Source organism: Pseudoclavibacter terrae (assembly GCF_008831075.1).
In the GTDB taxonomy this organism is placed as follows: Bacteria; Actinomycetota; Actinomycetes; order Actinomycetales; family Microbacteriaceae; genus Pseudoclavibacter; species Pseudoclavibacter terrae.
In genome coordinates this window covers 712,322-737,428 of sequence record NZ_WBJX01000001.1, presented here as the reverse complement: position 1 = coordinate 737,428, position 25,107 = coordinate 712,322, and the positions used below count along the sequence as shown (strand labels likewise).

The 25,107-nt window shown below is 68.9% G+C and carries 19 protein-coding genes and 1 riboswitch; of the genes, 5 read left to right on the top strand and 14 right to left on the bottom strand.

All coding sequences use genetic code 11. The features are described 5' to 3' along the window. Positions 1-18: 18 nt before the first annotated feature. Complete coding sequence (locus tag F8O03_RS03405) at positions 19-1,965, top strand: amidase (protein WP_151422360.1); 1,947 nt, start codon at positions 19-21, stop codon at positions 1,963-1,965. A gap of 188 nt (positions 1,966-2,153) precedes the next feature. Here F8O03_RS03405 and F8O03_RS03400 read toward each other — a convergent pair whose 3' ends face one another. From F8O03_RS03400 to F8O03_RS03380, 5 genes are all read right to left on the bottom strand, one after another. Continuing rightward, positions 2,154-3,041 (bottom strand): bifunctional methylenetetrahydrofolate dehydrogenase/methenyltetrahydrofolate cyclohydrolase, encoded by an 888-nt coding sequence (locus tag F8O03_RS03400; protein ID WP_151422359.1) that lies wholly within the window; start codon positions 3,039-3,041, stop codon positions 2,154-2,156. After that, the gene (glyA, locus tag F8O03_RS03395) at positions 3,038-4,312 is read right to left on the bottom strand and encodes a serine hydroxymethyltransferase (RefSeq protein ID WP_104253973.1); all 1,275 of its coding nucleotides are present in this window, start codon (positions 4,310-4,312) and stop codon (positions 3,038-3,040) included. The genes F8O03_RS03400 and glyA overlap by 4 nt, the downstream gene beginning before the upstream one ends. 49 nt (positions 4,313-4,361) lie before the next feature. Then, a riboswitch (ZMP/ZTP riboswitch) is annotated at positions 4,362-4,445 on the bottom strand. Positions 4,446-4,448: 3 nt separating this feature from the next. After that, entirely contained in the window at positions 4,449-5,078 is a 630-nt protein-coding gene (locus F8O03_RS03390) for a Pr6Pr family membrane protein (RefSeq protein ID WP_151422358.1), read from the bottom strand. Positions 5,079-5,185: 107 nt separating this feature from the next. Continuing rightward, the gene (locus F8O03_RS03385) at positions 5,186-6,070 is read right to left on the bottom strand and encodes an AraC family transcriptional regulator (RefSeq protein ID WP_151422357.1); all 885 of its coding nucleotides are present in this window, start codon (positions 6,068-6,070) and stop codon (positions 5,186-5,188) included. Between the two features lie 237 nt (positions 6,071-6,307). Further along, on the bottom strand, positions 6,308-9,781 hold the full coding sequence (locus F8O03_RS03380) for a bifunctional proline dehydrogenase/L-glutamate gamma-semialdehyde dehydrogenase (RefSeq protein WP_151422356.1): 3,474 nt from the start codon (positions 9,779-9,781) through the stop codon (positions 6,308-6,310). Between the two features lie 82 nt (positions 9,782-9,863). Between F8O03_RS03380 and F8O03_RS03375 the strand changes: the two genes are divergently transcribed. After that, on the top strand, positions 9,864-10,847 hold the full coding sequence (locus F8O03_RS03375; protein WP_151422355.1) for a LysR family transcriptional regulator: 984 nt from the start codon (positions 9,864-9,866) through the stop codon (positions 10,845-10,847). Here F8O03_RS03375 and F8O03_RS03370 read toward each other — a convergent pair. Beyond that, positions 10,819-12,054, bottom strand: a complete 1,236-nt coding sequence (locus F8O03_RS03370) for an MFS transporter (RefSeq protein WP_167516453.1) — start codon at positions 12,052-12,054, stop codon at positions 10,819-10,821. The genes F8O03_RS03375 and F8O03_RS03370 overlap by 29 nt on opposite strands. Positions 12,055-12,224: 170 nt before the next feature. On the opposite strand from F8O03_RS03370, the gene purU reads away from it, so the two are divergent. Continuing rightward, entirely contained in the window at positions 12,225-13,082 is an 858-nt protein-coding gene (gene purU, locus F8O03_RS03365; RefSeq protein WP_371030164.1) for a formyltetrahydrofolate deformylase, read from the top strand. A 569-nt stretch (positions 13,083-13,651) separates the two neighbouring features. Here purU and F8O03_RS18385 read toward each other — a convergent pair. After that, entirely contained in the window at positions 13,652-14,014 is a 363-nt protein-coding gene (locus F8O03_RS18385; protein ID WP_244295880.1) for a hypothetical protein, read from the bottom strand. On the opposite strand from F8O03_RS18385, the gene F8O03_RS18585 reads away from it, so the two are divergent. Further along, positions 13,916-14,200 carry an endonuclease domain-containing protein gene (locus F8O03_RS18585; RefSeq protein WP_416375825.1) on the top strand — a complete coding sequence of 95 codons (285 nt, stop codon included), beginning with the start codon at positions 13,916-13,918 and terminating at the stop codon, positions 14,198-14,200. The genes F8O03_RS18385 and F8O03_RS18585 overlap by 99 nt on opposite strands. Positions 14,201-14,525: 325 nt before the next feature. Here the strand turns inward: F8O03_RS18585 and F8O03_RS03355 are convergent, their stop codons facing one another. The 4 genes from F8O03_RS03355 to F8O03_RS03340 form a co-directional block, all read right to left on the bottom strand. Next, on the bottom strand, positions 14,526-16,676 hold the full coding sequence (locus F8O03_RS03355; protein WP_244295878.1) for an anthranilate synthase component I: 2,151 nt from the start codon (positions 16,674-16,676) through the stop codon (positions 14,526-14,528). 24 nt (positions 16,677-16,700) lie between these two features. Then, on the bottom strand, positions 16,701-18,500 hold the full coding sequence (locus F8O03_RS03350) for a MinD/ParA family ATP-binding protein (protein WP_151422352.1): 1,800 nt from the start codon (positions 18,498-18,500) through the stop codon (positions 16,701-16,703). A 16-nt stretch (positions 18,501-18,516) separates the two neighbouring features. Further along, entirely contained in the window at positions 18,517-19,515 is a 999-nt protein-coding gene (locus F8O03_RS03345; RefSeq protein ID WP_151422351.1) for a malate dehydrogenase, read from the bottom strand. Between the two features lie 112 nt (positions 19,516-19,627). Further along, complete coding sequence (locus tag F8O03_RS03340; protein WP_104312672.1) at positions 19,628-20,845, bottom strand: NADP-dependent isocitrate dehydrogenase; 1,218 nt, start codon at positions 20,843-20,845, stop codon at positions 19,628-19,630. Positions 20,846-20,931: 86 nt separating this feature from the next. Between F8O03_RS03340 and F8O03_RS03335 the strand changes: the two genes are divergently transcribed. Further along, positions 20,932-21,408 carry a GNAT family N-acetyltransferase gene (locus F8O03_RS03335; protein WP_151422350.1) on the top strand — a complete coding sequence of 159 codons (477 nt, stop codon included), beginning with the start codon at positions 20,932-20,934 and terminating at the stop codon, positions 21,406-21,408. Positions 21,409-21,469: 61 nt separating this feature from the next. On the opposite strand, the gene F8O03_RS18380 is transcribed toward F8O03_RS03335, so the two are convergent. The 3 genes from F8O03_RS18380 to purN form a co-directional block, all read right to left on the bottom strand. After that, complete coding sequence (locus F8O03_RS18380) at positions 21,470-22,771, bottom strand: dimethylarginine dimethylaminohydrolase family protein (RefSeq protein WP_244295876.1); 1,302 nt, start codon at positions 22,769-22,771, stop codon at positions 21,470-21,472. A 66-nt stretch (positions 22,772-22,837) separates the two neighbouring features. Beyond that, positions 22,838-24,499 carry a bifunctional phosphoribosylaminoimidazolecarboxamide formyltransferase/IMP cyclohydrolase gene (gene purH, locus F8O03_RS03325; RefSeq protein ID WP_151422349.1) on the bottom strand — a complete coding sequence of 554 codons (1,662 nt, stop codon included), beginning with the start codon at positions 24,497-24,499 and terminating at the stop codon, positions 22,838-22,840. Beyond that, the gene (gene purN, locus F8O03_RS03320) at positions 24,496-25,104 is read right to left on the bottom strand and encodes a phosphoribosylglycinamide formyltransferase (RefSeq protein ID WP_151422348.1); all 609 of its coding nucleotides are present in this window, start codon (positions 25,102-25,104) and stop codon (positions 24,496-24,498) included. The genes purH and purN overlap by 4 nt, the downstream gene beginning before the upstream one ends. Positions 25,105-25,107: the final 3 nt, after the last annotated feature.

The following is a 25,107-nucleotide window of genomic DNA, read 5'->3' as shown; positions in this document are numbered from 1 at the left end:
TCCTCGCAAAGGTCTCCGTTGCCACACAAGCCCGCATTCCGCCGAGTCACCCAGATCACCGCCGCCACCGCCCTCTGCTCCGGCTTGGCCCTGAGCGCCGCTCTCACCGCCCCGTCAGCATTCGGTGCCCCAAGCACCGAGGTCACGCTCCCCGCAGCGTCAGAGGTCGTGAACCTCAGCATCACGGATGCGCTTGCGCTCCTCGAGGCGGGGCGGACCACCTCCGTCGACCTCACGCAGCGGTACCTCGACCGCATCGCCGCCTACGACGACCCGTACGGCGACCAGCCCGGCCTGGCAGCCGTGATCCTCGCCAACCCGGACGCGCTCAGCACGGCCGCCGAGCTCGACGCCGAGCGCGCCGCCGGCACCCTCCGCGGCCCGCTGCATGGCGTCCCGATCCTGGTCAAGGACAACTACGCGACGTTCGACATGCCCACGACTGCGGGCAGCGCATCCCTGCACACCTACCAGACCGAGCTCGACTCGACGGCGGTGCAGCGCCTCCGCGACGCCGGAGCGATCATCATCGCCAAGACGAACCTCTCCGAGTTCGCGTGGCACGGCACCTACACGCTGAGCTCCGAACGCGGGCGCACGAACAACCCATACAACCAGGCGAACAGCGCCAGCGGCTCGAGCGGCGGAACCGGTGCGGCCGTCGCCGCCGCCTTCGCCCCCGCCGGACTCGGCACCGACTCCTGCGGCTCGATCGTCGGCCCGAGCGCCCACCAGAGCCTCGTCGGCTACCGCCCCACGATGGGGCTCACGAGCGTAACCGGCATCGTGCCGCTCTCGCTGCGACAGGACGTCTCCGGCCCCATGACCACCACGGTCACCGACGCCGCGCTCCTCATGGAGGTGCTCGCCGGGTACGACCCGACCGACCCGCAGACCGTCATCGCCAACGAGCAGGACACCACCTCCTACGTCGCGGGCCTCAGCGGCTCCGCCCTCGAAGGGCAGCGCATCGGCTACATCCGATGGGACTACGAGGAGAACCCCGACCGCCCCGGCCTCGAGGAGACGACGGCCCTCATCGACCAGGCCGTCGAGGACCTCCGCGCACAGGGCGCCGAGGTCGTCGAGTTGCCGGCCTTCACAAGCGAGTTCCTTACCGGCACGCTCAAGAGCGGCGGCTGGATCGACATGCGCCCCAGCATCGACTCGTTCTTCGCCAGCACGGCGGCGGCGTGGCCAGAGGGCCTGGCCGAGCTCACGGGCGACCCGGACGAGCTGACCTTCGCCGACGTCATCGCCGACGGGAAGTCGTCGATGACGCAGGACGACATCGACTCCTTCCTCAGCAACGAGGACATCCCGAACGCGGCCTACGACGCCGCCGTGGCAGAGCAGGATGCCGGCAAGGCCGCGATGGACCAGTTCTTCATCGACAACGACCTCGACGCCCTCGCGATGCCGACGAGCGCGACCTCCGCGACGCCCGACTGGGCCGGCACCACGTTCTGCGACCTCGGCGCGAACACGGGCATCCCGACCGTGTCGCTGCCGGCCGGCTTCACGTCGACGGGCGCCGCGGTCGGCCTCGAGCTCGCCGCACCGCGCAGCCAGGACGCCGCACTCCTTGCAATGTCGTACGACTACGAGCAGGCGACCCTGCACCGAGTCGCCCCTCCGACGACCCCTGAGCTGCCGATCGCACCGCCGACACCCACGCCGACGGCAACCACTGGCCCGATCGAGACGGTCGCCCCGCCGACGGCAGAACCCACGGCGGAACCTACCGCCGCACCCATGCCTGGCACGACCGTCGCGCCGACAGCATCCGCGGCCCCGCCCGTGACGGCACCGACTTCGACTGCCGAGACTGGCGGCACGCCCACCCTTGCCCAGACCGGCGCGACTGACGCTTCGTGGCTCGTGACGCTCGCCGTCGCCCTCGTGGCCGGCGGTGCTGGAGTCCTTGGCATCTCCGCACTCCGCAAGCGCCGCTCCCAGGCGTAGCGCGCGGCGGACGACCCCAAGTCCGCTCCGCGCCCTGCACGCCCTACCCAGGGCGGTGTTGTGGTCGTCAAGACTCGACCTTGACGACCACAACACCGCCCTCGACGTGGCATCGCGGGATTCACGAGCTACAGCAGAGGGCCCGAGCAGTTCGATGAACTGCTCGGGCCCTCTACCTGGATGCGGCGCTAGACCGCCGGGTTGAGGCGCTCGGCCTGCTCGACGACGTTCTCGAGCAGCAGCGCGCGCGTCATGGGCCCGACACCGCCGGGGTTCGGCGACACCCAGGCCGCCACCTCCCAGACGCCGGGGTCGACGTCGCCCGCGACCTTCGACTTGCCCGTCACCGGGTCCTCGACACGGCTCACGCCGACGTCGAGCACCGCGGCGCCAGGCTTGACCCACTCGGGGCGCACGATGCCGGCGACACCCGCCGCGGACACGATGACGTCCGCCTCGCGCGCGAGCACGCCGATGTCGGGCGTTCCCGTGTGCGTGAGGGTGACCGTCGCGTTGTTCTCGCGGCGCGTGAGCAGCGGGCCGATCGACCGCCCGACCGTCACGCCGCGCCCGATGACGAGCACGTGCTTGCCGTTCAGCGAGATGTCGTTGCGACGCAGCAGCTCGATGACGCCGCGAGGCGTGCACGGCAGCGGCGTCACGATCGGGTCGTTGGCGTTGAGCACGAGGCGGCCCAGGTTGGTGGGGTGCAGGCCGTCCGCGTCCTTCGACGGGTCGATGCGCTCGATCACGCGGTCCTGGTCGATGTGCTTCGGCAACGGCAGCTGCACGATGTACCCCGTGCAGGCCGGATCCGCGTTGAGGCGATCGATCTCCGCCTCGAGCTCCTCCTGCGTGGTCTCCGTGGGCAGATCGACGCGGATCGACTCGATGCCCACCTCGGCGCAGTCGCGGTGCTTGCCCGCGACGTACCACTTCGAGCCCGGGTCGTCGCCGACGAGGATCGTCCCGAGTCCGGGCACGACGCCCCGCTCCGCGAGCGCAGCTACGCGCTCACGGAGCTCGGCCTTGATGTCGGCCGCGGCCTTCTTGCCGTCGAGTGCGGCAGCGGTCATGCTTCGCCGAGGCCAGGGTAGAGCGGGAACGCGTCGGCGAGGGCCTTCGTGCGAGCACGCAGGGCGGGCACATCCGCGTCAGGGAGCAGCGCCAGCGCGATGACGTCGGCCACCTCGGTGAACTCGACGTCGCCGAAGCCGCGGGTCGCGAGCGCGGGCGTGCCGATGCGCAGTCCCGACGTGATGAGCGGAGGGCGCGGGTCGTTGGGGACCGCGTTGCGGTTGACGGTGACGCCGACCTCGTGCAGGAGGTCCTCGGCCTGCCTGCCGTCGATCTCCGCGTTGCGGAGGTCGACGAGGATGAGGTGCACGTCGGTTCCGCCGGAGCGGACCGAGATGCCGGCGCCGGCCACGTCGGCCTGCTGGAGGCGGTCGGCGACGATCTTCGCGCCGCGCAGCGTGCGCTCCTGGCGGTCCTTGAAGTCGTCCGTCGCAGCGAGCTTGAACGCCGTCGCCTTGCCGGCGATGACGTGCATGAGGGGGCCACCCTGCTGGCCGGGGAAGACCGCTGTGTTGATCTTCTTCGCCAGGTCGGCGTCGTTGGTCAGGATGAAGCCGGAGCGTGGGCCGCCGATGGTCTTGTGGACCGTGCTGGACGTGACGTGCGCGTGCGGTACCGGGTTGGGGTGCAGGCCAGCGGCGACGAGTCCGGCGAAGTGCGCCATGTCGACCCACAGGTAGGCGCCGACCTCGTCCGCGATCTCGCGGAACTTGGCGAAGTCGAGCTGACGCGGGTATGCGGACCAGCCGGCGACGATGACCTTCGGCTTGTGCTCGAGCGCGAGCTCGCGCACCTGCTCCATGTCGATCTGCGAGGTCTCGGCGTCGACGCCGTACGCGACGATGTTGTAGAGGCGGCCGGAGAAGTTGATCTTCATGCCGTGCGTGAGGTGTCCGCCGTGGTCGAGCGACAGGCCCAGCAGGGTGTCGCCGGGGCGCGCGAGGGCGTGCATGACAGCGGCGTTGGCGGTGGCGCCGGAGTGCGGCTGCACGTTTGCGAACTCCGCGCCGAACAGCGACTTGGCGCGCTCGATGGCGAGGTTCTCGGCGATGTCGACGACTTCGCAGCCGCCGTAGTAGCGGCGACCGGGGTAGCCTTCGGCGTACTTGTTGGTGAGGACGCTGCCGGTGGCCTCGAGGACCGCGCGCGGAACGAAGTTCTCGCTGGCGATCATCTCGAGTGTCGAGCGCTGGCGGTCGAGCTCCTGCTCGAGCACCGCTGCGATCTCGGGGTCGACTTCACTCAGTGGGGAATTGAACGTATCGGTCACGAAGGCTCCTTCAGAAAACCGGATGGCACGGCGAACATGTGGTCGTGAACCGGCGAGCCCAGGCGAACGGCTCGAAACCCGAAGAGCCGCTCCCCGGTGGTGACCCACCTGAACGCCAGTCGCGGCCGTCAGAAGTCTAGCGCGACTTGCCTGGTCGCCGCGAGAGCAGCGTCACGAGCCAGGTGAGCACGACCCCGAGCACGACGAGCCCGATGATCGTGAGCACAACCGGCGCGTAGCCCTGATCCGTGGGGTTCAGGAATGGGTAGGGGTACCAGCCGATGAGGTTGCCGCGCACGAGCGAGAAGGCCGCGTAGCCGGCGGGGAAGATGAGCCAGATGAGCGCCGTGCCGAACCGGATGCGCTTCGTCGGCCGGTCGATGAGGAGGTCGAGCAGCATCACGACCGGCATGACGTAGTGGAGCACGGTGTTGTTCCACGGGACGGCGGTGAAGTCGACGTCGACGAGGCCCGAGAGCAGCAGCGCGAAGCCGATGCCCACGATGAGGATGTAGACCGTGACGGCGGCGCGGAAGGCGTTGATCCTGGCACCCTGCGCGTTGGCCGCTGTCGCGACGGCGCTGAGCAGCAGCGACAGCACGACGAGCATGTTGGTCTCGATCGTGAAGTAGGCGAAGAAGTTCTCTGGCACCCAGGTGCCGCGTTCTATGATCGTCGCGATCTCGGACACGATCGAGGAGAAGGCGAGCAGACCGAACCCGATCTTCGCGGTCACGAGCGCTGGGCGGTGAATCGACGAGGCCACGGCCATCCTTCTGTCGGTGACGGGGGAACAGGGAGCTGCGCTGCGCCCGGCGCCTCGACGGGACCGCCCCAGCGCGAGCCCGGAGCCGCAGACATGAGGCTACGCGATCAGGGGCGTTCCTTGCGGTAGTCGGCGGGTGTCACGCCGAGTCGCGTGAGGAAATGTCGACGCATCGTCGTGGCGTCCCCGAAGCCGGCCGCAGCCGACACGTCGTTGAGCGAGCGCTGCGGCTGCTCGACGAGGAGCGCGGCCGCCGACTGGACCCGGCGTGCCGCGATGAGCCCCGCGATGCCGTCGGCCTCGTCGGCGAGATCGCGGTACAGCTTCCGCCTGCTGATGTGCAGGGCGCGCGCGATGCTGTCCGCGTCGAAGCCCTGGATGACGTGGTACTTCTCGATGAGCTCGCGCACCGCCTCCTTCATCCGCAGCGAATGCTGGGCGGGTGTCAATGCCGGAAGCGTCACCTGCGCGAGGACAGCCCGCAGCAGGTCGTGGAGCACGGGCTCCGTGCCTGCCGGTGACCGACGGCCGCCCCTGGTGCTCGACGTCGCCTCCACCAGGTAGCGGCCGATGAACGCCAGGAAGGCAGCGGTCAGAGCCGTCTCGGGCAGGCGGACGGCGCGGTCGCTGACGGTGATTCTCGCATCGTTCGCGACATCGTCGAGGGGCACGGCCAAGCCGAGCGTCTCGATGGGGCCGAGACTCGCCGTGACAAGTGGATGCTTCGAGTTCACGACGAGGACGTCGCCGGGGTTGAGCACACCAGAGAGGCTGCCGGTTCGGAACTTGAGCGACCCGCGGATCATTCCGATGACGACGAGCTTCTCGCTCTCGATGCGAGAGATATCCACGCCCTCGCGTTCCGAGCCGGAACTCCGGCGAAGGCTGCCGAAGAGCTGCACGGTTCCGACGTGCGTATTCAGGATGTACGCGTGGAAATCCGCGCCCGCCGCGGCATTCATCGTCGTCGATGTGCCCGTGAATTGGGCCAAGCCCGACTCTCCGCGGAATTCCTCGAATGCGCCGGGATCTACGTCATCGGCGGAGAAGAAGCCTGACGACTCCCCCGAGTGCGCGATCCTACCGAGCCACTCGCTGACATCCTGACGTGCATTCCCCGGCACTGAATACCCCCGACACCAGCCTGCCCAACCTTCGGATCAGAATACCGAGAGAAGACTGGCTGGAGAATCGCGGGGGTATTCAGCGACCTCGAACGCGATCGAACATCACCGAGAGAGAAGACCCTCGGTGAGCGCGTTCGGCGTGCCGAAACGGTGCGCCGTTATGGACACCGCCTGCTCCCGAAGGAATGGCAGCGTCTCCACCCGACCGGATTCGGTCACTGCTCCCGAGTAGATCGCCAGGTCCACCCGGCCGTCCACGGCACGCGCCAACGCGACCGCATCGCCACCGATGAGACGCATCCGCCCACCTCGAAGCGAACCTGCGGCCGAGAGGAACTCCGCGTCGGACTCAGCCCGCATGCGCACGCCGGCCCCCGCGAGCGCCGCCTTGGCCGCCGAGGGCAGCTCGACCCCCGTCGAGACCCGCAGCTGCGCTCCGGCGACGAGTCCGGCCGCGACGACCCGCAGGAGATCCGCGACGCGTGCATCCTCGGAGAGCCGCACCGTGATCTCACCCGGGAACGTCAGGTACCGGAAGACGTTGCGCTCGGCGTACAGCCCCTGCACGTCGCGGTCGCGCCCGAACTCCTCCGCCCAGGCCTGCGCGTCGCTGCCGAGCGCGCGTTCGAGCATCGCGGTGTCACCACTCGTCAGCACCGCCGGCTGCGCCTTCGCGATCGCCACCGCAGCATCCAGGAGCGTCTGCGCGCTGGCGTTCGCGACCGGCGCGACCTCGACGGCGCGAGCCCGCTCCCAGGTTCCGAGGCCGACGAGGTAGTTCGGCCCGCCCGCCTTGGTCGTGCATCCGACCACCGACTTCTTCCAACCGCCGAACGGCTGGCGCTGCACGATCGCGCCCGTGATCCCCCGGTTCACGTAGAGGTTTCCCGCCTGGATCGTGTCGAGCCACTGCGCCACCTCACCGCGGTCGAGCGAGTGGATGCCGGACGTCAGCCCGTAGTCGACCTCGTTGACGATCTCGATCGCCTCCTCGAGCGTGTCCGCCGTCATGATGCCGAGGATCGGACCGAAGTACTCCACGAGGTGGAACTCGGAGCCGCGCTGCACGCCCGCACGCACGCCAGGACTCCAGAGCTTCCCGCTGTCGTCGAGCTGACGAGGTTCGACCACCCAGCGCTCCCCCGCACCGAGCGTCGTGAGCCCGTCGAGCAGCTTGCCGGAGGCCGGCGTGATGATCGGCCCCATCTGCGACGGCGCGTCCCACGGGTAGCCGACCGTGAGCGAGCGCACGGCGTCGAGGAGCTGCTCGCGGAAGCGCCGCGAGCGCTGCGCCTGACCGACCAGCACCACGAGGGAGGCGGCGGAGCACTTCTGCCCTGCGTGGCCGAACGCCGACGCGACGACGTCCTTCGCCGCGAGGTCATAGTCGGCGCTCGGCGTCACGATGATGGCGTTCTTGCCGCTCGTCTCAGCGAGCAGCGGCAGCTCGGGGCGGAACGAGCGGAACAGCTCGGCCGTCTCGATGCCACCCGTGAGGATGACGCGGTCGACCGACGGATTCTTGATGAGCTCGCTGCCCAGCTCGCGGTCGGAGAACTGCACGTACTGCAGCACCTCCCGCGGCACACCGGCCTCCCAGAGCGCCTCGACCATCACCGCGCCGCAGCGCGCCGAGGGCCGCGCCGGCTTGATGATGACGGATGCGCCAGCCGCGAGCGCGGCCAAGGTCGATCCGGCGGGGATGGCCACGGGGAAGTTCCAGGGCGGCGTCACGACGATGACCTTCGACGGAACGAAGGATGCGCCGTCCACCTCGTCGAGGCCGCGAGCGAGTTCCGCGTAGTAGTGCGCGAAGTCGATGGCCTCCGAGATCTCGGGGTCTGACTGGTCGAGGGTCTTGCCCGCCTCGGACGCGGCGACCTCCATGAGGTCGGCGCGTCGCCGCTCGAGCGCATCCCCCGCCCGGTGCAGGATCTCGGCACGCGCCGCGCCGGACAGCGCACCCCACGACTGGCTGCCCGTGACGGCACGCGTGACACGTGCGTCCAGTTCGCCGGCGGTGCCGACCGTGTTCGCCTCGATGGTCGCGGTGCCGAGCGTGGACGCCTGTGCGCGTTCGCGGATGCCACGCGCCCACGCCTGGTTGGCGGGCAGCGAGGGGTCCGTGTCCGGGGTCTCCTCGAAGCGGTCGGCGGGCAACGGGTTCGGTTCCGCGGTGCGGTCCTGCACTCGGTTGCTCGCCGGCACCTCACGGTCGAGCGCGTCGAGCGACGCGATGAATCGCTGCGACTCGCGCTCGAAGAGCTCCTCGTTGTCGGCGAGCTCGAACACCGCCGACATGAAGTTGTCCTGGCTCGCCCCTTCTTCGAGGCGGCGGATGAGGTAGGCGATCGCCACGTCGAACTCCTGCGGGTGCACGACCGGCACGTACAGCAGCAGCCCGCCGACCTCGCGCTTCACGACCTCAGCTTGGCTCTGCGCCATCCCGAGCAGCATCTCGTACTCGATGCCGTCCGTCGCGCCCCGGCGCTGGGCGAGCAGCCAGGAGAACGCGACGTCGAAGAGGTTGTGACCGGCGACACCCACGCGCACGTTCTTCACCCGCTCGGGGGTCAGTGCGTAGTCGATGACCCGCTTGTAACTGGTGTCCGAGTCCTGCTTCGTGCCCCACGTGGCGAGCGGCCAACCGTGCAGCGACGCCTCCACGCGCTCCATGGGCAGGTTCGCCCCCTTCACGAGCCGCACCTTGATCGGCGCACCGCCACGCGCGACGCGACGCGCCGACCACTCCTGCAGTCGGATCATGGCCGCGAGGGCGTCGGGGAGGTAGGCCTGCAGCACGATGCCGGCCTCGAGGTTGAGGAACTCCGGCTCGTCGAGGATGCGCGTGAAGACCGCCATGGTCATCTCGAGATCCTTGTACTCCTCCATGTCGAGGTTGATGAACTTGCGCGTCGGACTGTTCACGGCGAGACGGTAGAGCGGAGTCAGCTCCTCGACGACATCGGCGACGGCCTCGTCGAAGGCCCACGGCTGGTGCGGTGCGGTGGTCGACGAGACCTTGATCGAGACGTAGTCGACGTCGTCGCGGGCCAGGAGCTTCGTCGTGCCGTCGAGACGACGCGCGGCTTCCTTCTTGCCGAGCACCGCCTCGCCGAGCAGGTTCATGTTGAGCCGCACGCCCTTGCCTCGGATGTTGTCGATCGCGGGCCCGAGCTTCGAGTCGGTCGCATCGATGATGAGGTGCCCGACCATGTCCCGCAGGACCTTGCGCGCCGCCGGCACCACGACGCCGGGCAGGACTGGCGCCACCGCGCCACCGACCCGCACGGCGCTCTTCATGTACCAGGGCAGGAACCCTGGCACCTGGTCGGCGATCGCGCCGAGCTTGCGCGCCGCGACCTTGAGGTCCTCGGGGCGCACCACGCCGTCAACGAATCCGACCGTGAAGTCCAGACCCTGCGGGTCCTTCAGCACGCCGGCGAGCTGCGCGGCGGATGCGTCCACCGGGATCTCGGCCGCCTCGGTCAGCCATCGGCGCACGAGCGCGACAGCCTCCGGCGCGAGCTCGGTGAGGGAATCTGTGGGGAAGACAGGCGTCTCGGTGGCGGTCATGTGACCAGTATCGACACCCGACTTCCGTTAGGTAAAGTGAAGGAAATTGACGCGTTTTCGTCAGTGCGTGTGATGATTAATCATGCTCGACGTACGCAAGCTCCGACTCCTCCGCGAAGTGCAGCTCCGTGGCACCCTCGCCGAAGTCGCCAAGGCGCTCAACTTCTCGCCATCGGCCGTCTCCCAGCAGCTCTCCGCCCTCGAAGCCGAGCTCGGCGTCGAACTCCTCCGCAAGCACGGGCGCCGCGTGCAGCTCACCCAGCAGGCCGAGATCCTCGCAGGGCACACGGCCGAGATCCTCGAACGACTCGAGATCGCAGAGCAGGAGGTCCTCGCCTCCACCAGCCGCGCCGTTGGCACGGTTCGCATCGCCGTGTTCCAATCCGCGGCCCTCACGCTCATCCCGCCGCTCCTCCGCGTCCTGGAGGAAGAGCACCCCGGCCTCCGCATCGAGATGGTGCAGCACGAGCCGGAATCCGCGCTCTTCGACACCTTCGCGGGAGACTTCGACGTCGTCGTCGCCGAGCAGTACCCCGGCCACGCCGCACCCCACCACCCCGGGCTCGACCAACGGCTCCTCACCGGCGACGCGCTGCGCCTCGCCGTGCCCGTCGACTCCCCCGTCACCACCCTCGCCGATGCAGCCCAGCTCGCCTGGGTCATGGAACCGCAGGGGTCCGCATCCCGCCACTGGGGAGAGCAGCAGTGCCGCGTCGCCGGCTTCGAACCCGACGTGCGCTACGAGACCGCCGACCTGCAGGCCCAGATGCGGTTCATCGAGACCGGCCACGCCGTCGGCATCCTCAACGACCTCACCTGGGCCCACTCCACGCCCAGCGTGCGATTCCTCAGCCTCGCCGGGGCTCCACGGCGCGAGATCTTCACCTCGATCCGAACCGCGAGCGCGGCGTCCCCGACCATCGCCGCAGTGCGCGACGGACTCCAGCGGGTCGCCGACGACCTCAGCTCGACAAGCCTCAGCACCGACACCATCACCCTGCCCGCGGCGACCCCGGCGGCCTTCAGAGCGTCCGGCGTCAGCTCGTCTGCTGCAGCGGACGCCTAGCCAGCACCGCGTCGAGCACCAGCGCGCTCACCAGGCCGAGCCCGACCATCGCCAGGAAGAACACCGGCAGCGCCACGAGACCCGCCGCATCCAGCAGCAGACCGCCCACGAGCGCGCCCGAGCCGATACCGAAGTTGAAGCCCGACGTGTACAGCGCGCTCGAGAGGTCGCGGTGGCGAGACGGCGCGGCATTCAGGATGCGCGACTGCAGCAGCGGCGGCAGCACGCCCATCCCGAGCCCCCAGATGACGAGCGCGACGAGCGCCACCGTCGTGTCGTGCGCGAACAGCAGCAGCGTCACCGCGATGAGCATGAGGCCGTAGCCGGTCGCGAGGCCGACGCGCGGACGTGCCGTGAAGAACACGCCAGCGAGCGCCGTCCCGCCCGCCGACGCGATGCCGTACGCGAAGAGCACGAGGCTCAACGTCTCGACGGGGAAGCCGATGACATCGAGCGAGTACGGCGAGATGTACGAGTAGAAGGCGTACTGGGCAGTCATCGTGATGAGCGTGATGACGCACAGCAGGATCACCGTCAGCAGCGAGCGCTGCGCGAAGCGGACGCGCTTCGCAGGCACCGCCTCCTCGTCCGAGTCGTCCGGAAGCGCGATCGGCCGCGTGAAATAGGAGTCGTCGAGGTGGTTCACGCGCGGCAGCAGGAACCAAAGCAGCACCGCGACGAGCAGCGTCACGACCGCGAGCGAGCCGAACGCGAACCGCCAGCCGAACGCCTGCCCGAGCGCAGTGCCGATCGGCACCCCGAGGACGTAGGCGATCGCGCCGCCGCCGAGCGTGATCGACACCGCGCGCGTCAGCAGCTCCTTCGGCGCGATGAGCGAGATATAGGACGCGACCACCGCCCAGAACACGCCATGGGCCAGGCCCGTGACCACGCGCGTCACGACAAGCCACGCATACGTGGGCGCGAACGCCGAGGCGATGGAGCCGACGGCGAAGACCGCCAGGACGACAACCAGCAGCGCGTGGCGGGGGACGCGCTTCGTGAGCGCCGTCAACGGGGTACTCGTCAGCACGACCGTGAACGCGAAGATCGTCATGAGCCAGCCGATCTCCGCGCGCGTCGCGCCGAGATCGACGGTCATGAGCTCGAGCAGGCCAGTGGGCAGCATCTCGATCGTGACGCTGATGAAGGTGGAGAACGCAAGCGCGATCAGAGGGACGAGCGGCAGCCTGGGGGCAGACGTCATCACAGGAGCAGAGAGAGAAGTCATTCGCAATATCCGAACGGCGCACTCCGGGCGAGCGGGAAACCTCGCCAGGGAGTCGACTGCGTGCGTACCGGCACGCCGGGGGCCGAGCGATCCGCACGACCACAGTGAAGTCTACCCCTCAGGCGCAGGACGGCTACCCTGATGTGGTGATTCAAGAAGCAACTCGATGGGTGCTCACCCTCAACTGCCCAGACCAGCCCGGCATCGTGCACGCCATCACGGGAGCCATCGTCGACTCCGCGGGCAACATCGAAGAACTCCAGCAGTTCTCCTCGACCGACACCGGTCGCTTCTTCATGCGCGTCGACATCCGCACCGACGCCAGCCGCGAGGACCTCCTCGCCCGCCTCGAACCCGTCGCCGAGCGCTTCAGCGCCGAGGTCTCCCTCGACGAGGCCGGCCGCCCCGTTCGCACGCTCATCCTCGCGACGAAAGCCGGCCACTGCGTCAACGACCTCCTCTTCCGTCAACGCTCCGGCCACCTCCACATCGACGTCCCGCTTGTCCTCGCGAACAACGAAGCCCTCGCGAGCCTCGCCGAGTTCTACGAGGTGCCGTTCGAGTACCTCCCCGTCACCGGGCCGGACGAGAAGGCGGCCTTCGAGGCGCGCATCCTGCAGGTCGTCGAGGAGCAGCAGATCGAGCTGGTCGTCCTCGCCCGCTACATGCAGATCCTCTCCCCCGAGCTCTGCGCAGAACTCGCCGGCCGCGCCATCAACATCCACCACTCCTTCCTGCCCGGCTTCAAGGGCGCGAACCCGTACCGTCAGGCGCACGCCCGCGGCGTCAAGCTCATCGGCGCGACCGCGCACTTCGTGACGAGCGACCTCGACGAGGGCCCGATCATCGAGCAGAACGTCGTCCGCGTCGACCACACGCGAGCACCCCAGGAGCTCATGGCCATCGGCCAGGACGAAGAATCGCGCACCCTCACGCAGGCCGTGAAGTGGTTCTCCGAGCACCGCGTGCTGCTCGACGGGCAGCGCACCATCATCTTCCACTGACCCGCTCCGGTCGCTTCGGTCAGTCTGCTGCTGCTGCTGCTGCTGCTGGCCAACTTCCGTAATGAATGGGCCACTTCGGGCACGCCGGCGCTCTGAGCTCGCCTCTCATCACGGAAGTTGGACACATACTTCGTAGCAGGCGAGCTGTGGATGGCGACGACTCCACAGGAGGCCAGCTTCCTGTTCACGGGTCGGTAGATCTGCGCTGTGCTGGGCGCATGCCAGAACCAGCAACTGCGAGAGCGCCCGCGCGAACAAACGGAGGGGTCTTCTCGCGCGCTGAATGGAATGCAGAGGGCGGAACTCGCCGCGGGTTAGAGGCGTCGCTCAAACAAGGGACCTTCTGGCGGGTTTCGCCTGGCTGGTTTGCCACGCCAGACGCGTCCGCCGCAGTCGTTGAAGCTGTGCGCCTGCACGGTCGCGCCACTTGCCTCACGGCTCTCCGTTCGCAAGGAGTCTGGACTCCGCCTCACTCCGGGGTGCATGTGCGAATCGCAGCGAGCGCACTCGGCATCACGCGCACAACGTCTTCCAACCCCCGCACAGGCGAAGTGGTCCTGCATCGAGCCTCAGTCCATCAAGCTCGCCCGCTTGAGAAGCATGCGGTCGACGACATCGGTCTTGCTCTCGAATGCGCGCTCCTGTGCCTCCCCGAACGCGACCTTGTCGTTGTCGCCGACTCGGCGCTCCAGTTGCGCCTCATCACGCGAAGCTCGCTCACCGCGCTGGCCGCCCCGCTCGCCGTGAGCGCGCGTGAGAAGCTGAAATTCGTGGATGCGCGGAGCCAATCCGGCACGGAGAGCATCGTCCGGTTGTGGCTCCAGCTGCGCGGCGTGCGCGTCACTCCGCAGTTCCACGTGGTCGGCGTCGGTGATGTGGACCTGCTTGTCGGCGATCGCCTCGTCATCGAGTGCGACTCTAAGGAGTTTCATTCCGCGGAGTGGCACTCTCGGAATGACCGCCGCCGAGACCTGGTGCTGAACAGGCTCGGATACCGAGTCCTGCGCTTGACCTACGAGCAGGTGATGTTCCAGTGGCCGCGTGTCGAGGCCACACTGCGGGCACTTCTCGCCGAAGGGAGCCACGTCCGAGGCTCACGCCGACGGCCCGGCGCCTGACCAGCTTCCGGAACGAGACGACGCCAACGGGCCCCGGGCGCCTCAGCCACGCGCATCCATCACGGAAGTTGGACCGGCCGGTCTACTGCGGGTGCCGTTGGCAGACGTCAAAGGTCGTCGCTGAGTGCTCCGCTGCCAATGAAACGCGCCGCGGCGCTGCCGCCCACGGCCTCTTGACGCCCAAGGCACCCGTGACGGCGCCCGGCATCCGTGCCTGGCGCTTGCCCTGACCGACTTGCGTGACGAAAACGCTCCCAACGCCCGTCACCACGCCAGATCTTCCCGCCCATCACGGAAGTCGGCCACGCGCCCAGCTGGACGCGGCTCAGGCGGCGGGTACGCGCGCCGGGATCCGCTCCATGACGGCCTCGATGATGCGCTTCCCGGCAGAGTCGCGCAGGGTCATGAGCGATTCCGGGTGGAACTGCACGGCGAAGATCGGCAGGTCGCGGTGCTGGATCGCCATCGGGATGCCGTCGTCGTCGGACGCGACGAGGACGAGGCTCTCCGGCATGGTCGCGGGGTCGATGTGCAGCGAGTGGTACCGGCCCGTGACGAAGCGCTGGGGCAGGGCGTCCAGGAAACCGGGATTGGTGACGACGACCTCCCGCTCCTGCCCGTGCAGCGGGTACCCGAGCTGGCCGAGGGATGCGCCGAAGTACTCCCCGATGGCCTGCTGCCCGAGGCAGACGCCGAAGATGGGCAGCGAACGGTCGACGATCTCGTCGAGCAGCTCGGAGGACTTGAAGTCGCTCGGCGCGCCAGGCCCTGGTGACATGACGACGAGCGATGGCTGCTGCTCGTCCAGGATGCGGGCCATCTCCTCGCGCTCGATGCCGCCCTTGGGGATGCGCACGGTGCGCACTTCCGCACCGGTCTCGCGCATGTAGCCGGCCAGCATCTGCACGAAGGAGTCCTCGTGGTCGAGGAAGAGGATGCGGTGGCCGAGTCCATTCGAAGCGGGTGCCGTCTCGGCCGGAACCTCGGTGGCTGCCGATTCGGCGGCGGCGTCGAGCGCCTCGAGGAGCGCTGAGGCTTTCATCTCGGTCTCGAGCTCTTCGGCGGCGGGGGTCGAGTCCATGAGGAGCGTGCCGCCGGCTCGGACTTCGGCGATGCCGTCGCGGATCATCGCGGTTCGGATCGTGAGCCCGGTGTTGACGTCGCCGTTGGCGAGCAGCGCTCCGATGGCGCCGCCGTACCAGGTGCGGGGGCTCCGCTCGTGCTCGTCGATGAAGCGCATGGCCCAGATCTTCGGGGCTCCGGTGACGGTGACGGCCCACATGTGGGTCGCGAACGCGTCCAGCCCGTCGAATTCGGGACGCAGGCGCCCCTCGACGTGGTCGACCGTGTGGATGACCTTCGAGTACAGCTCGACCTGGCGTCGGCCGATGATCTTGATCGACCCTGGCTCGCAGACCCGTGACTTGTCGTTGCGGTCGACGTCGGTGCACATGGTGAGCTCGGAGCGGTCCTTGTCGCTGTTGAGGAGCTCGAGGATGCGGTCGGCGTCCTCGATCGCGTCGGCACCGCGTGCGATGGTGCCGGAGATGGGCACGGTCTCGACGCGGCTGCCGGCGACCCGAACGAACATCTCTGGGCTGGCGCTCACGAGGAACTCCTGCCCGCCGAGGTTCATGAGCGCGCCGTACGGTGCCGGGTTGTTGCGCTTCAGGTAGGCGAAGACGTCGGCCGGGGTGGTGCGGACGGGGCGACGGAAGGCCTGACCGGGTACGACCTCGAACAGGTCGCCGCGGGCGAAGGAGGCCTTGGCCGATTCGACGAGCGCCGCGTACTCCCCCGGCTCGTGGTCGCGCGATGATTGCGCGGATGCGGCGGGTGCGATGAAGGGGCTCGGCACCTGTGTGCGTGGCATGCCCTCGGTCGTGGTGGTGCCGTCGGAGAACTCGAAGTCGTGGCGCGTTGCGTCGCCGCGCTGGCGGTCGACGGCGAGCACGGAGTCGGGCAGGAAGACGACGAGGTCGCGCTGGTCGCCGCCGTTCGGGGCGTCGAGGGCTTCGATCTGTCGCACGAGGTCGTAGCCGAACGAGCCGTAGAGGCCGAGGTGGGGCGCGTCGTCCGGCATGGTCTCGATGATGGCGCGCAGCACGCTGAAGCTGGAACGCCTCCGCGTGCGCTGCTCTTCGGGGATGATCTCGTCCCGCTGCGAGGTCACGTCGATCTCGACCTCGCCGTCGGCGAGCACCCGCACCGCGACGCCGTCGAGGCGCTCGAACGCCTCGGTGAAGGCTCGGAGCGGGATTTCGCCCCGGCTGTTGAGGGCGCGCATCCGCAGGGCGAAGCCTCGCCCCTCGATCATCAGCGGTGGATCGATGAACCCGATGTCCCATCGCGTGTACCTGCCCGGGTACTCGACGCCGGATGAGAGGACGACGCCGTAGCGGTCGTTGAGACCGGTCTGGATGTCGTCCATCTCGTCCGGGCTGGCAGCACGGGAGGTGTGGGTGATCGTGAGCACTGGGTTCCTAGGTCTGGTATCGGGTCAGAGGCGTTCCGCGATGGCGGCGGTCGCGGTGCGCCACGCGTCGCGCGTCGCGGGCTTGAGGCTGGATACGCTCAGCTCACCGCCGCCGACGAAAGCCTGGTCGTACGGTACCTCAACGACGGCGCGGGTGAGCCGTTCGAAGTGGTGGCGCAGGCGCACGGTGAGCGCCTGGTCCTCTTTCGCGGAGGGACTCGAGAGGATCGTGACCGCGTTCTCGAGCTTGTCCCCGAAGCCTCGCTCTCGGAGGCCGTCGGCGAGCCAGGCGGCGGATGCGGCGGTGTCCTCGCGTGCGGTGGACACGATCACGAGCTGGTCGGCGACGTCGAGGGCGGCCTCCCAGTTGCTCGCGCGCATGTTGTTGCCGGTATCGACGACGAGCACGCGGTAGAAGCGGCTGAGGGTGCGGTGCATGCGCGAGAACGCCTCCGCGTCGATGATGGCGGCCGAAGCCGCGTCGTCGTCGGATGCGAGCACGTCGAACTGGGCGTCGCCTTGGGGGCGCACGAAGCGGTCGACGTCGGCGATGGTCGCGCCTCCGGAGACCTCGAAGCGGGGCAGCTGCCTGAGGAAGTCCACGGCCGTGTTGCGGTGGCTGCCCGGGTGCGAGCGCCACCCGAGGGTGCCTCGGGTCTCGTTGTTGTCCCAGGCGAGCGTGTAGCCGCCGCGGATCTCGCCGAACGTGGCCGCGATCATGAGCGTGGCCGTGGTCTTGTGGGCGCCGCCCTTGGGGTTCATGACGACGACGGTCCTGGATCCGTCGAACTGGCGCTGCACTCGGCGGATCTCGTCGCGTTTGATGCGCTCGGCCTCGCCGGGGCCGAGCTTGATGAGCCCTCCGGTGCCGACGCGCAGCGCGCTGCGCCATCCCTGCTGGGCGGGCGCTTCGGGCGCGGCCTGCTTGTCGGCGAGGAGGTCGGCGAGGGTCGGCGCGGAGGTGTCGCTCTTGCGACGCTCCGGGGCGGTGCTGGATGCGGCCTTCGACACGGTGCCTGCCGAGGCGGATGCGGCGACCGGTGCGGTGTTCGTCGGTCTGGGCGGCAGGCCGGGTCGGATGATGTCGCGCGGTCCCGTCTCGACATTCTCGATCTCGTCGAGGTCACGCTGCGCGCGGGCGTCGCGGGGGAAGCGCGGCTGCCACGGCTGGGTGTCCTCGAGGCCGTCTTCGTCGATCCGGTCCTCGAACCACACGGGCGGGGCCTCCGCCTGCTGCACGGGCGCGTCCTGCGTCGCGTCGTGTCGTTGGTCGTCGAGCTCCGGCGCGGGGGCGACCTCGGCTGCCACGCGCTGCGGCGGTCCGGGGATCACGCCGTCGTCGTCGGACTCGTGATCGAGCGCATGGTGCATCATCTCGACTCGAGGGATGCGCACGGTCTCGTGCACGTTGCCCTGCGGCAGGAAGCCGTCGCTGTTCGCGCCCGTCGCGGCCTCGTAGCCGCCGTCGACGTCCGGCTCGGCCGAGCTGCCCGGCTGGGCTGGCTGGGCGGGCTCTGCGTGCGCGAGCCGGTCGGTCAGCTGGTCATCGCCTGGTGCCAGCTCGCCGACGTCCCCCGTCTCGACGAGGCTGCCATCTGGGGACACGCGGAGGGGGAAGACGCCGTCGATGTCGATCGTGCGGAGGTCGATCACGATCTCCTCGCGCGTCGCGCGGTCGACGACGCGCGTCATGATCTCCGAGCGAAGCTCGTCGGCGTCCGCCGCGATGATGCGCTCGACAGCGCCGCCTTCCCGGATCTCGCCGACGCCGTCTCGACGGATCAGCACCTCAAGTGCGAGGACGTCCGGTTCGGCATTGGTCATTGCTGCTCTTCTCACTTCAGGAGGTCGACGGAACGAATCCCAGACGGACAACGCTATCGCGTTCCGCTTCGAGGTCGGCGACGGTCGCGGCGAGGCGCGTCCGGGTCAGCTCGCTGAGTTCGAGGCCCTGCACCACCTCCCACCGGCCGCCGCGCGAGATCACTGGCACCCCTGCGACGAGCCCCTCGGGAATCCCGTAGTGGCCCTCGGATGGCAGGGCCGCCGTCGTCCAGTCCCCTTCCGGTGTGCCGAGTACCCAGTCGCGCACGTGGTCGACCGCGGCAGATGCCGCGGAGGCGGCGGAGGAGGCTCCGCGGGCCGCGATGACGGCCGCTCCGCGCGTCGCGACGGTCGTGGTGAACTCGCCGTCGATCCACGCGTCGTCGGCGATGCGCTCACGAATCGGGACGCCGCCGATCGTGCCGTGGTCGACATCCGGCACCTGCGTGTTCGAGTGGTTGCCCCAGACGTGGATGCGCGACACCTCTCCGGCGCCGACGCCTGCCTTGGCCGCGAGCTGCGCGATGGCGCGGTTGTGATCGAGGCGCATCATGGCCGTGAACCGCTCCCCCGGCACGTCGGGGGCTGCCGCGCGCGCGATCGCGGCGTTCGTGTTGGCGGGGTTGCCGACGACCAGCACGCGGACGTCGTCAGCGGCGTGCTCGCCGATCGCGCGCCCCTGGGGCGCGAAGATGCCGCCGTTCGCCTCGAGCAGGTCGGCGCGGTCCATGCCGTCGCGCCTCGGCATCGAGCCGACGAGCAGCGCGATGCTCGTGCCGTCGAAGGCCGCATCGGCGTCGTCGAAGACGTCCACGGACCGCAGCAGAGGGAACGCGCCGTCCGCCAGCTCCATCGCCGTGCCCTCGGCTGCCTTGACGGCCTGCGGGATCTCCAGGAGCCGCAGCTCGACGGGGGTGTCGCCGAGCATGGAGCCGGAGGCGATGCGGAAGAGGAGCGAGTAGCCGATGTTGCCTGCTGCTCCTGTGACGGTGATGCGGACTGGCGAGGTGCTCATGCATCCACCCTATTCTCCGTAGGCCAGGAGCCGGCCGCACGCAGAAGCCCCGCACCCTGCCGAAGCAGGATGCGGGGCTTGTGAGGCGAGAGCCCCTGTGCCGTGGTGTCGCTTACGCGGACACTCGTGCGGCGAGGTTCTCGGCGATCGAGTTCATGAAGTCGTCGGTCGTCTGGTACGGGGTTCCCTCGCCGACGAGCGCGGCGAGGTCCTTCGTCATCTTGCCGGACTCGACGGTCTCGATGACCACCTCTTCGAGCGCCTGCGTGAAGTCGATGAGGTCCTGGTTGCCGTCGAGCTTGCCGCGGTGCGCGAGGCCGCGCGTCCAGGCGTAGATCGAGGCGATCGGGTTCGTCGACGTGGGCTTGCCCTGCTGGTGCTGACGGTAGTGGCGCGTGACCGTGCCGTGCGCGGCCTCAGCCTCGACGACCTTGCCGTCGGGCGTCGTGAGCACGCTCGTCATGAGCCCGAGCGAGCCGAAGCCCTGCGCGACGGTGTCCGACTGCACGTCGCCGTCGTAGTTCTTGCAGGCCCAGACGTAGCCGCCCTCCCACTTGAGCGAGGCCGCGACCATGTCGTCGATGAGGCGGTGCTCGTACGTGATGCCTGCTGCCTCGAACTTGTCCTTGAACTCGGCCTCGAAGATCTCCTGGAAGATGTCCTTGAAGCGACCGTCGTACTTCTTCAGGATCGTGTTCTTCGTCGACAGGTACACGGGGTAGCCGCGCGTGAGTCCGTAGTTGAGCGACGCGCGAGCGAAGTCGGTGATCGACGCGTCGAGGTTGTACTGCACCTGGGCGATTCCGTCGCCCGGCGAGTGGAAGACCTCGAACTTCTGCGGCTCGGAGCCGTCGTCCGGCGTGAACTCGACCGTGAGCTTGCCCTCGCCGGCGAAGCGGAAGTCGGTGGCCCGGTACTGGTCGCCGAATGCGTGGCGGCCGACGATGATGGGCTTGTTCCAGCCAGGCACGAGGCGCGGGATGTTCGAGATGATGATGGGCTCACGGAAGATGACGCCGCCCAGGATGTTGCGGATGGTGCCGTTCGGGGAGCGCCACATCTGCTTGAGGCCGAACTCCTCGACGCGTGCCTCGTCCGGGGTGATCGTCGCGCACTTGATGCCGACGCCGTGCTTCTGGATCGCGTGAGCCGCGTCGACCGTGATCTGGTCGTCGGTCTCGTCGCGCTTCTCGATGCCCAGGTCGTAGTACTCGAGGTTCACGTCGAGGTACGGGTGGATGAGCGTGTCTTTGATCTTCTGCCAGATGATGCGGGTCATCTCGTCGCCGTCGAGCTCGACAACCGTTCCTTCGACCTTGATCTTCGCCATAAAGTCCTCCTTCTGCGCGCGGTTTGCCTCCAGCCTACCGGGGACGCATTCGGAGAAATACTCAGACGGACCGCTACTCTGCATCCATGAGCGAGCTGTATATCGAAGAGCTGTCCGCCGACAACATCGTCGCCGCCAACACGCTCACGCTGAAACCAGGCCAGGAGGCGTTCGTCGCGCCCGTCTCGCACTCGATCTCGGAGGCCTACGTCAACCAGACGACGTCGTGGCCGAGGGTCGTCGTGCTCGACGGTCGGGTCGTGGGGTTCATCATGGCGAACTTCGATGAGGACGCCCCCGACGAGCTGTTCAGGGCCACGATCATGCGCATGAACGTGGACGCGGACTTCCAGCGCCGCGGCGTCGGGTCGTTCGCCGTCAAGGCGATCCTCGACGAGGCCGCACGCCGCGGGTTCGACAAGGTGACGACCATCTGGGAAGAGGGCGACCTGGGGCCTGGCGACTTCTTCCGCAGCTTGGGCTTCGTCGTCACGGGCGAGACCCAGTATGGCGAGACGGTCGGCGAGCGCGTGCTCAACGACCACGGCACCGGCTCGCTGTGACGCGTGCCGATGCCGTGATTCGCTGACTCGGGCGCGAGCTGTCGCTGCCCTCGGCTCCCGCCTAGTACGCGCGAGCCGAGAGGCAGGTGACTCCACCCTCGAGCTTCTCGAACTCCGAGATGTCGAGGGACACCACGTTGTAGCCGAGGCGCTTCACGAGCTTCGCCGTCGCGGGGGCCGCCGCTGACACGAGAACGGTCTCGGAATCGAGCGGCAGGACGCTGGCTCCCAGCAGCTCTGGTGCCTCGATGTAGCCGCCGAAGAGCGACGGCTGCTCGAGGGCCGGCGTCCACGCGATGACGGTGCCGTCGGGCAGGGCCGTCGCGACGGTCTTCAGGTGCAGCGCCCCCTTGATGGGCACCGCGACGACCCGGTAGCCGAGGTCGAGCGCGATCTCACGGAGCGCGCGGATGCCCTCGGCGTTGGTGCGCGCGGAGGCACCCACGTAGACCGTGTCGCCGGCCAGGAGCACGTCGCCGCCATCCAGTGTCGCCGGGGCCTCGATCTCCATCGTGACGAGCTCGGTCTCGGCGAGAGCCGCGCGCACGCCGGGCAGCTCGGCGCGCCGGGACGCGGCGCCGCTGCGACCCAGAATCGCGATCTCACCGAGCACGATCACCTGGTCCTCGGTGAAGACCGAATCCGGCATGGTCTCGGCAGCAGGGACCTCGCGCGTCTCCCAGCCGTGCTCATCGAGCAGCGCCACATAGGACTCCCACTGCTCGTTGGCGCGATCCCGATCGACCTCGGCGCGCTCCTGGAACGTGATTTGGGCATCCTGCGGGTTCGCGGCGGGGATGCGGACGAGCGCGAGCTTGCTGTTCGACTCGGAGAACCGGCGGAGTTCCCCGGCGTGCGCGACCCGGCCGGACACATCCCGGAGCATGTCGGCGACCTGCCGACGGAACAGGGCAGGCCCGATGATGGCCGTGTACACCGTGGCGGACACGAGGAACACGAAGTTGAGTCCGAAGAACTCCATGAAGATCGCCGACCAGGTCTCACCGGTGAACTCGGCGCCGCCGGTCGCGAGCCGCACGACGTACCCGACCGTGCCGGCGATCAGCGCCAGCACGAACCCGGCGATGGCGGCGATCCACCAGCTCCGGAGCCACCCGAGCCAGCCCACCAGCGTGACGAGGCACAGCAGGACCAGCACAGGCAGCGAGTAGAAGTCGAACGTGTTGCTGAGGGTGGTGAGCGGCGACAGGACGAGGGTCAGGTCGCGCTCGTTCATGACGACGAGGCAGGTGAGGAGCGTCGCCAACGCAACCCCCATGGCGCTCACCAGCGCCGCGTTGAAACGTGTTCCGCCGTCGAGCTCGCTGACGCGGGTCACGGGTTGGGAGGTGTTGGTGCTCAATTGCTGCTCTCGTGAAAGTCGGATGCGGGTGCGGGCGGACCTGCGCGACACGCAGACCGGCGCGGATCAGTGGAAGAAGTGGCGCTCGCCCGTGAAGTACATCGTCACGCCGGCCTTCTCGGCGGCGGCGATGACCTCCTCGTCGCGGATGGACCCGCCCGGCTGCACGACGGCGCTGACGCCAGCCTCGAGCAGCACCTCAAGGCCGTCAGCGAAGGGGAAGAACGCGTCGGACGCGGCGACGGACCCGGCGGCGCGCTCACCCGCGCGCGAGACGGCGAGGTGGCAGGAGTCGACTCGGTTGACCTGGCCCATTCCGACGCCAACGGAGGCTCCGTCTGAGGCGAGGAGGATCGCGTTCGACTTCACGGCGCGGCATGCCCGCCACGCGAACTCCAGGTCCTCGACGGTCTGACCTGCCGCAGGCGCGCCCGCCACGAGCGTCCATCCCTCGATGAGCGACGCGTTCGGCTCGAAGCGATCTGCGCTCTGCACGAGGAAGCCGCCGGAGATCTGACGCACCTCGCGCTCCTCCAGGGCGGGGTTCGCCGGGAGCTGCAGGAGGCGGATGTTCTTCTTCGCGCTCAGCACCTCGAGCGCTTCCGGTGCGAAGCTCGGCGCGATGACGACCTCGGTGAAGATCTTGGAGAGCGTCTTCGCCATCTCGGGCGACACCTCGCGGTTCGCAGCGACCACGCCGCCGTACGCGCTGACCGGGTCGCAGGCGTGGGCGCGACGGTGTGCCTCGGCGATGGCCTCGGCGGGCGCGAGCCCTTCCGGTGCCACGGCGATGCCGCAGGGGTTGGCGTGCTTGATGATGGCGACGGCGGGCGCGGTGTGATCGAACGCCGCGCGAAGCGCCGCATCCGCGTCGACGAAGTTGTTGTAGGACATCTCCTTGCCGTGGAGCTGCTCCGCCTGCGCGATCCCGCGTCCGTCGGCGCGGCCGTAGACGGCGGCGACCTGGTGCGAGTTCTCGCCGTACCGCAGCGTCGCGAGCTGCGTGCCCCGGAGCGTGAACGAGGTCGGAAGCGTGTCAGAGGCGGTTGCCGCCGTCGACCCGTCCCCTGCTCCTGCTCCCTCGACCTCTGCGATGTGGGAGACGAACCACGCGCCGACGGCCTGGTCGTAGCTCGAGGTGTGCTGGAATGCGGCGGCCGCGAGCGAGCGACGCGTCGACAGCGTGACGCCGCCGCCGGCGATCTCCTCGAGCACCTTCGTGTAGTCGGCGGGCGACGTCACGATCGTGGCATTGGCGAAGTTCTTCGCCGAAGCGCGCACGAGCGCCGGCCCGCCGATGTCGATCTGCTCGATGATCGCGGGCGCATCCGCCCCTGATGCCACCGTCTCCACGAACGGGTACAGGTTGACGACGATGAGCTCGAACGGGGCGATGCCGAGCTCCTCGAGCTGGCGGACGTGGTCGTCGATGCGACGATCGGCGAGGATGCCGGCGTGCACCCCGGGGTGCAGCGTCTTCACGCGGCCGTCGAGCGACTCGGGGAACCCGGTCACCTGCTGCACGTCGGTGACGTCGAAGCCCGCCTCGCGGATGGTCTTCGCGGTCGATCCGGTCGAGACGATCTCGACACCGGCGGCCTTCAATCCGGCCGCGAGCTCGGTGAGGCCGCTCTTGTCGCTCACGGAGACGAGCGCGCGCTTCGGCTCGATGCGCTCGAGGGTCGTCAGCGACCCGTGGGAAGGTCCGTGGGAGGCGGGGGTGCTCATGCGGTGGCTCTTTCCTCGAGTGCGATTTCGCCGGAGGCGACGCCTCTGACGGTGTCTTCCAGCAGACGGCGCTCCGCGACCTTGATGCGGGCGTGGAGCAGCTCCTCGGTGTCACCGGGGAGCACGGGGATGCGGACGCGATCGATGATCGGTCCGGTGTCGACGCCGTTGTCGACGATGATGATGGAGGCGCCCGTCTCGGCGACGCCGGCCTCGAGCGCGTCGCGCACGGCGCGTGCGCCGGGGAACTCGGGCAGGTACGCGGGGTGGGTGTTCAGCAGGCGCGGGGCGAGCGCATCCACCACAGCAGGCGGTACGAGCCGCATGAACCCGGAGAGCAGCGTCAGGTCGGGCTCGAATCGACGGATCTGCGCGAGCAGCTCCTCACCCCAGGCCTCTCTGTCGGGGAAGTCCTTCGGCCGCACGACGAACGACGGGATGCGGAACTCCTCCGCGAGCGCGAGGCCAGCGGCCTGCGTGTCCGCGCCGATCGCGACGACCTCGGCTCCGATGGGCGAACCGGAAGCGGCGGACGCCCGGAGTGCCTCGAGCAGCGCACGCAGGTTCGACCCGGCGCCGGAGATGAGGACAACTACCTTGAGCACCGG

Coding starts and splice junctions, on each gene's coding strand:
- F8O03_RS03400 (WP_151422359.1), bottom strand. CDS start 3,041: ATGACCGCTGCCGCACTCGACGGCAAGAAGGCCGCGGCCGACATCAAG.
- F8O03_RS03380 (WP_151422356.1), bottom strand. CDS start 9,781: ATGACCGCCACCGAGACGCCTGTCTTCCCCACAGATTCCCTCACCGAG.
- F8O03_RS03375 (WP_151422355.1), top strand. CDS start 9,864: ATGCTCGACGTACGCAAGCTCCGACTCCTCCGCGAAGTGCAGCTCCGT.
- F8O03_RS03370 (WP_167516453.1), bottom strand. CDS start 12,054: ATGACGTCTGCCCCCAGGCTGCCGCTCGTCCCTCTGATCGCGCTTGCG.
- F8O03_RS18385 (WP_244295880.1), bottom strand. CDS start 14,014: ATGAAACTCCTTAGAGTCGCACTCGATGACGAGGCGATCGCCGACAAG.
- F8O03_RS03350 (WP_151422352.1), bottom strand. CDS start 18,500: ATGACCAATGCCGAACCGGACGTCCTCGCACTTGAGGTGCTGATCCGT.
- F8O03_RS03345 (WP_151422351.1), bottom strand. CDS start 19,515: ATGAGCACCTCGCCAGTCCGCATCACCGTCACAGGAGCAGCAGGCAAC.
- F8O03_RS03340 (WP_104312672.1), bottom strand. CDS start 20,845: ATGGCGAAGATCAAGGTCGAAGGAACGGTTGTCGAGCTCGACGGCGAC.
- F8O03_RS03335 (WP_151422350.1), top strand. CDS start 20,932: ATGAGCGAGCTGTATATCGAAGAGCTGTCCGCCGACAACATCGTCGCC.
- purH (WP_151422349.1), bottom strand. CDS start 24,499: ATGAGCACCCCCGCCTCCCACGGACCTTCCCACGGGTCGCTGACGACC.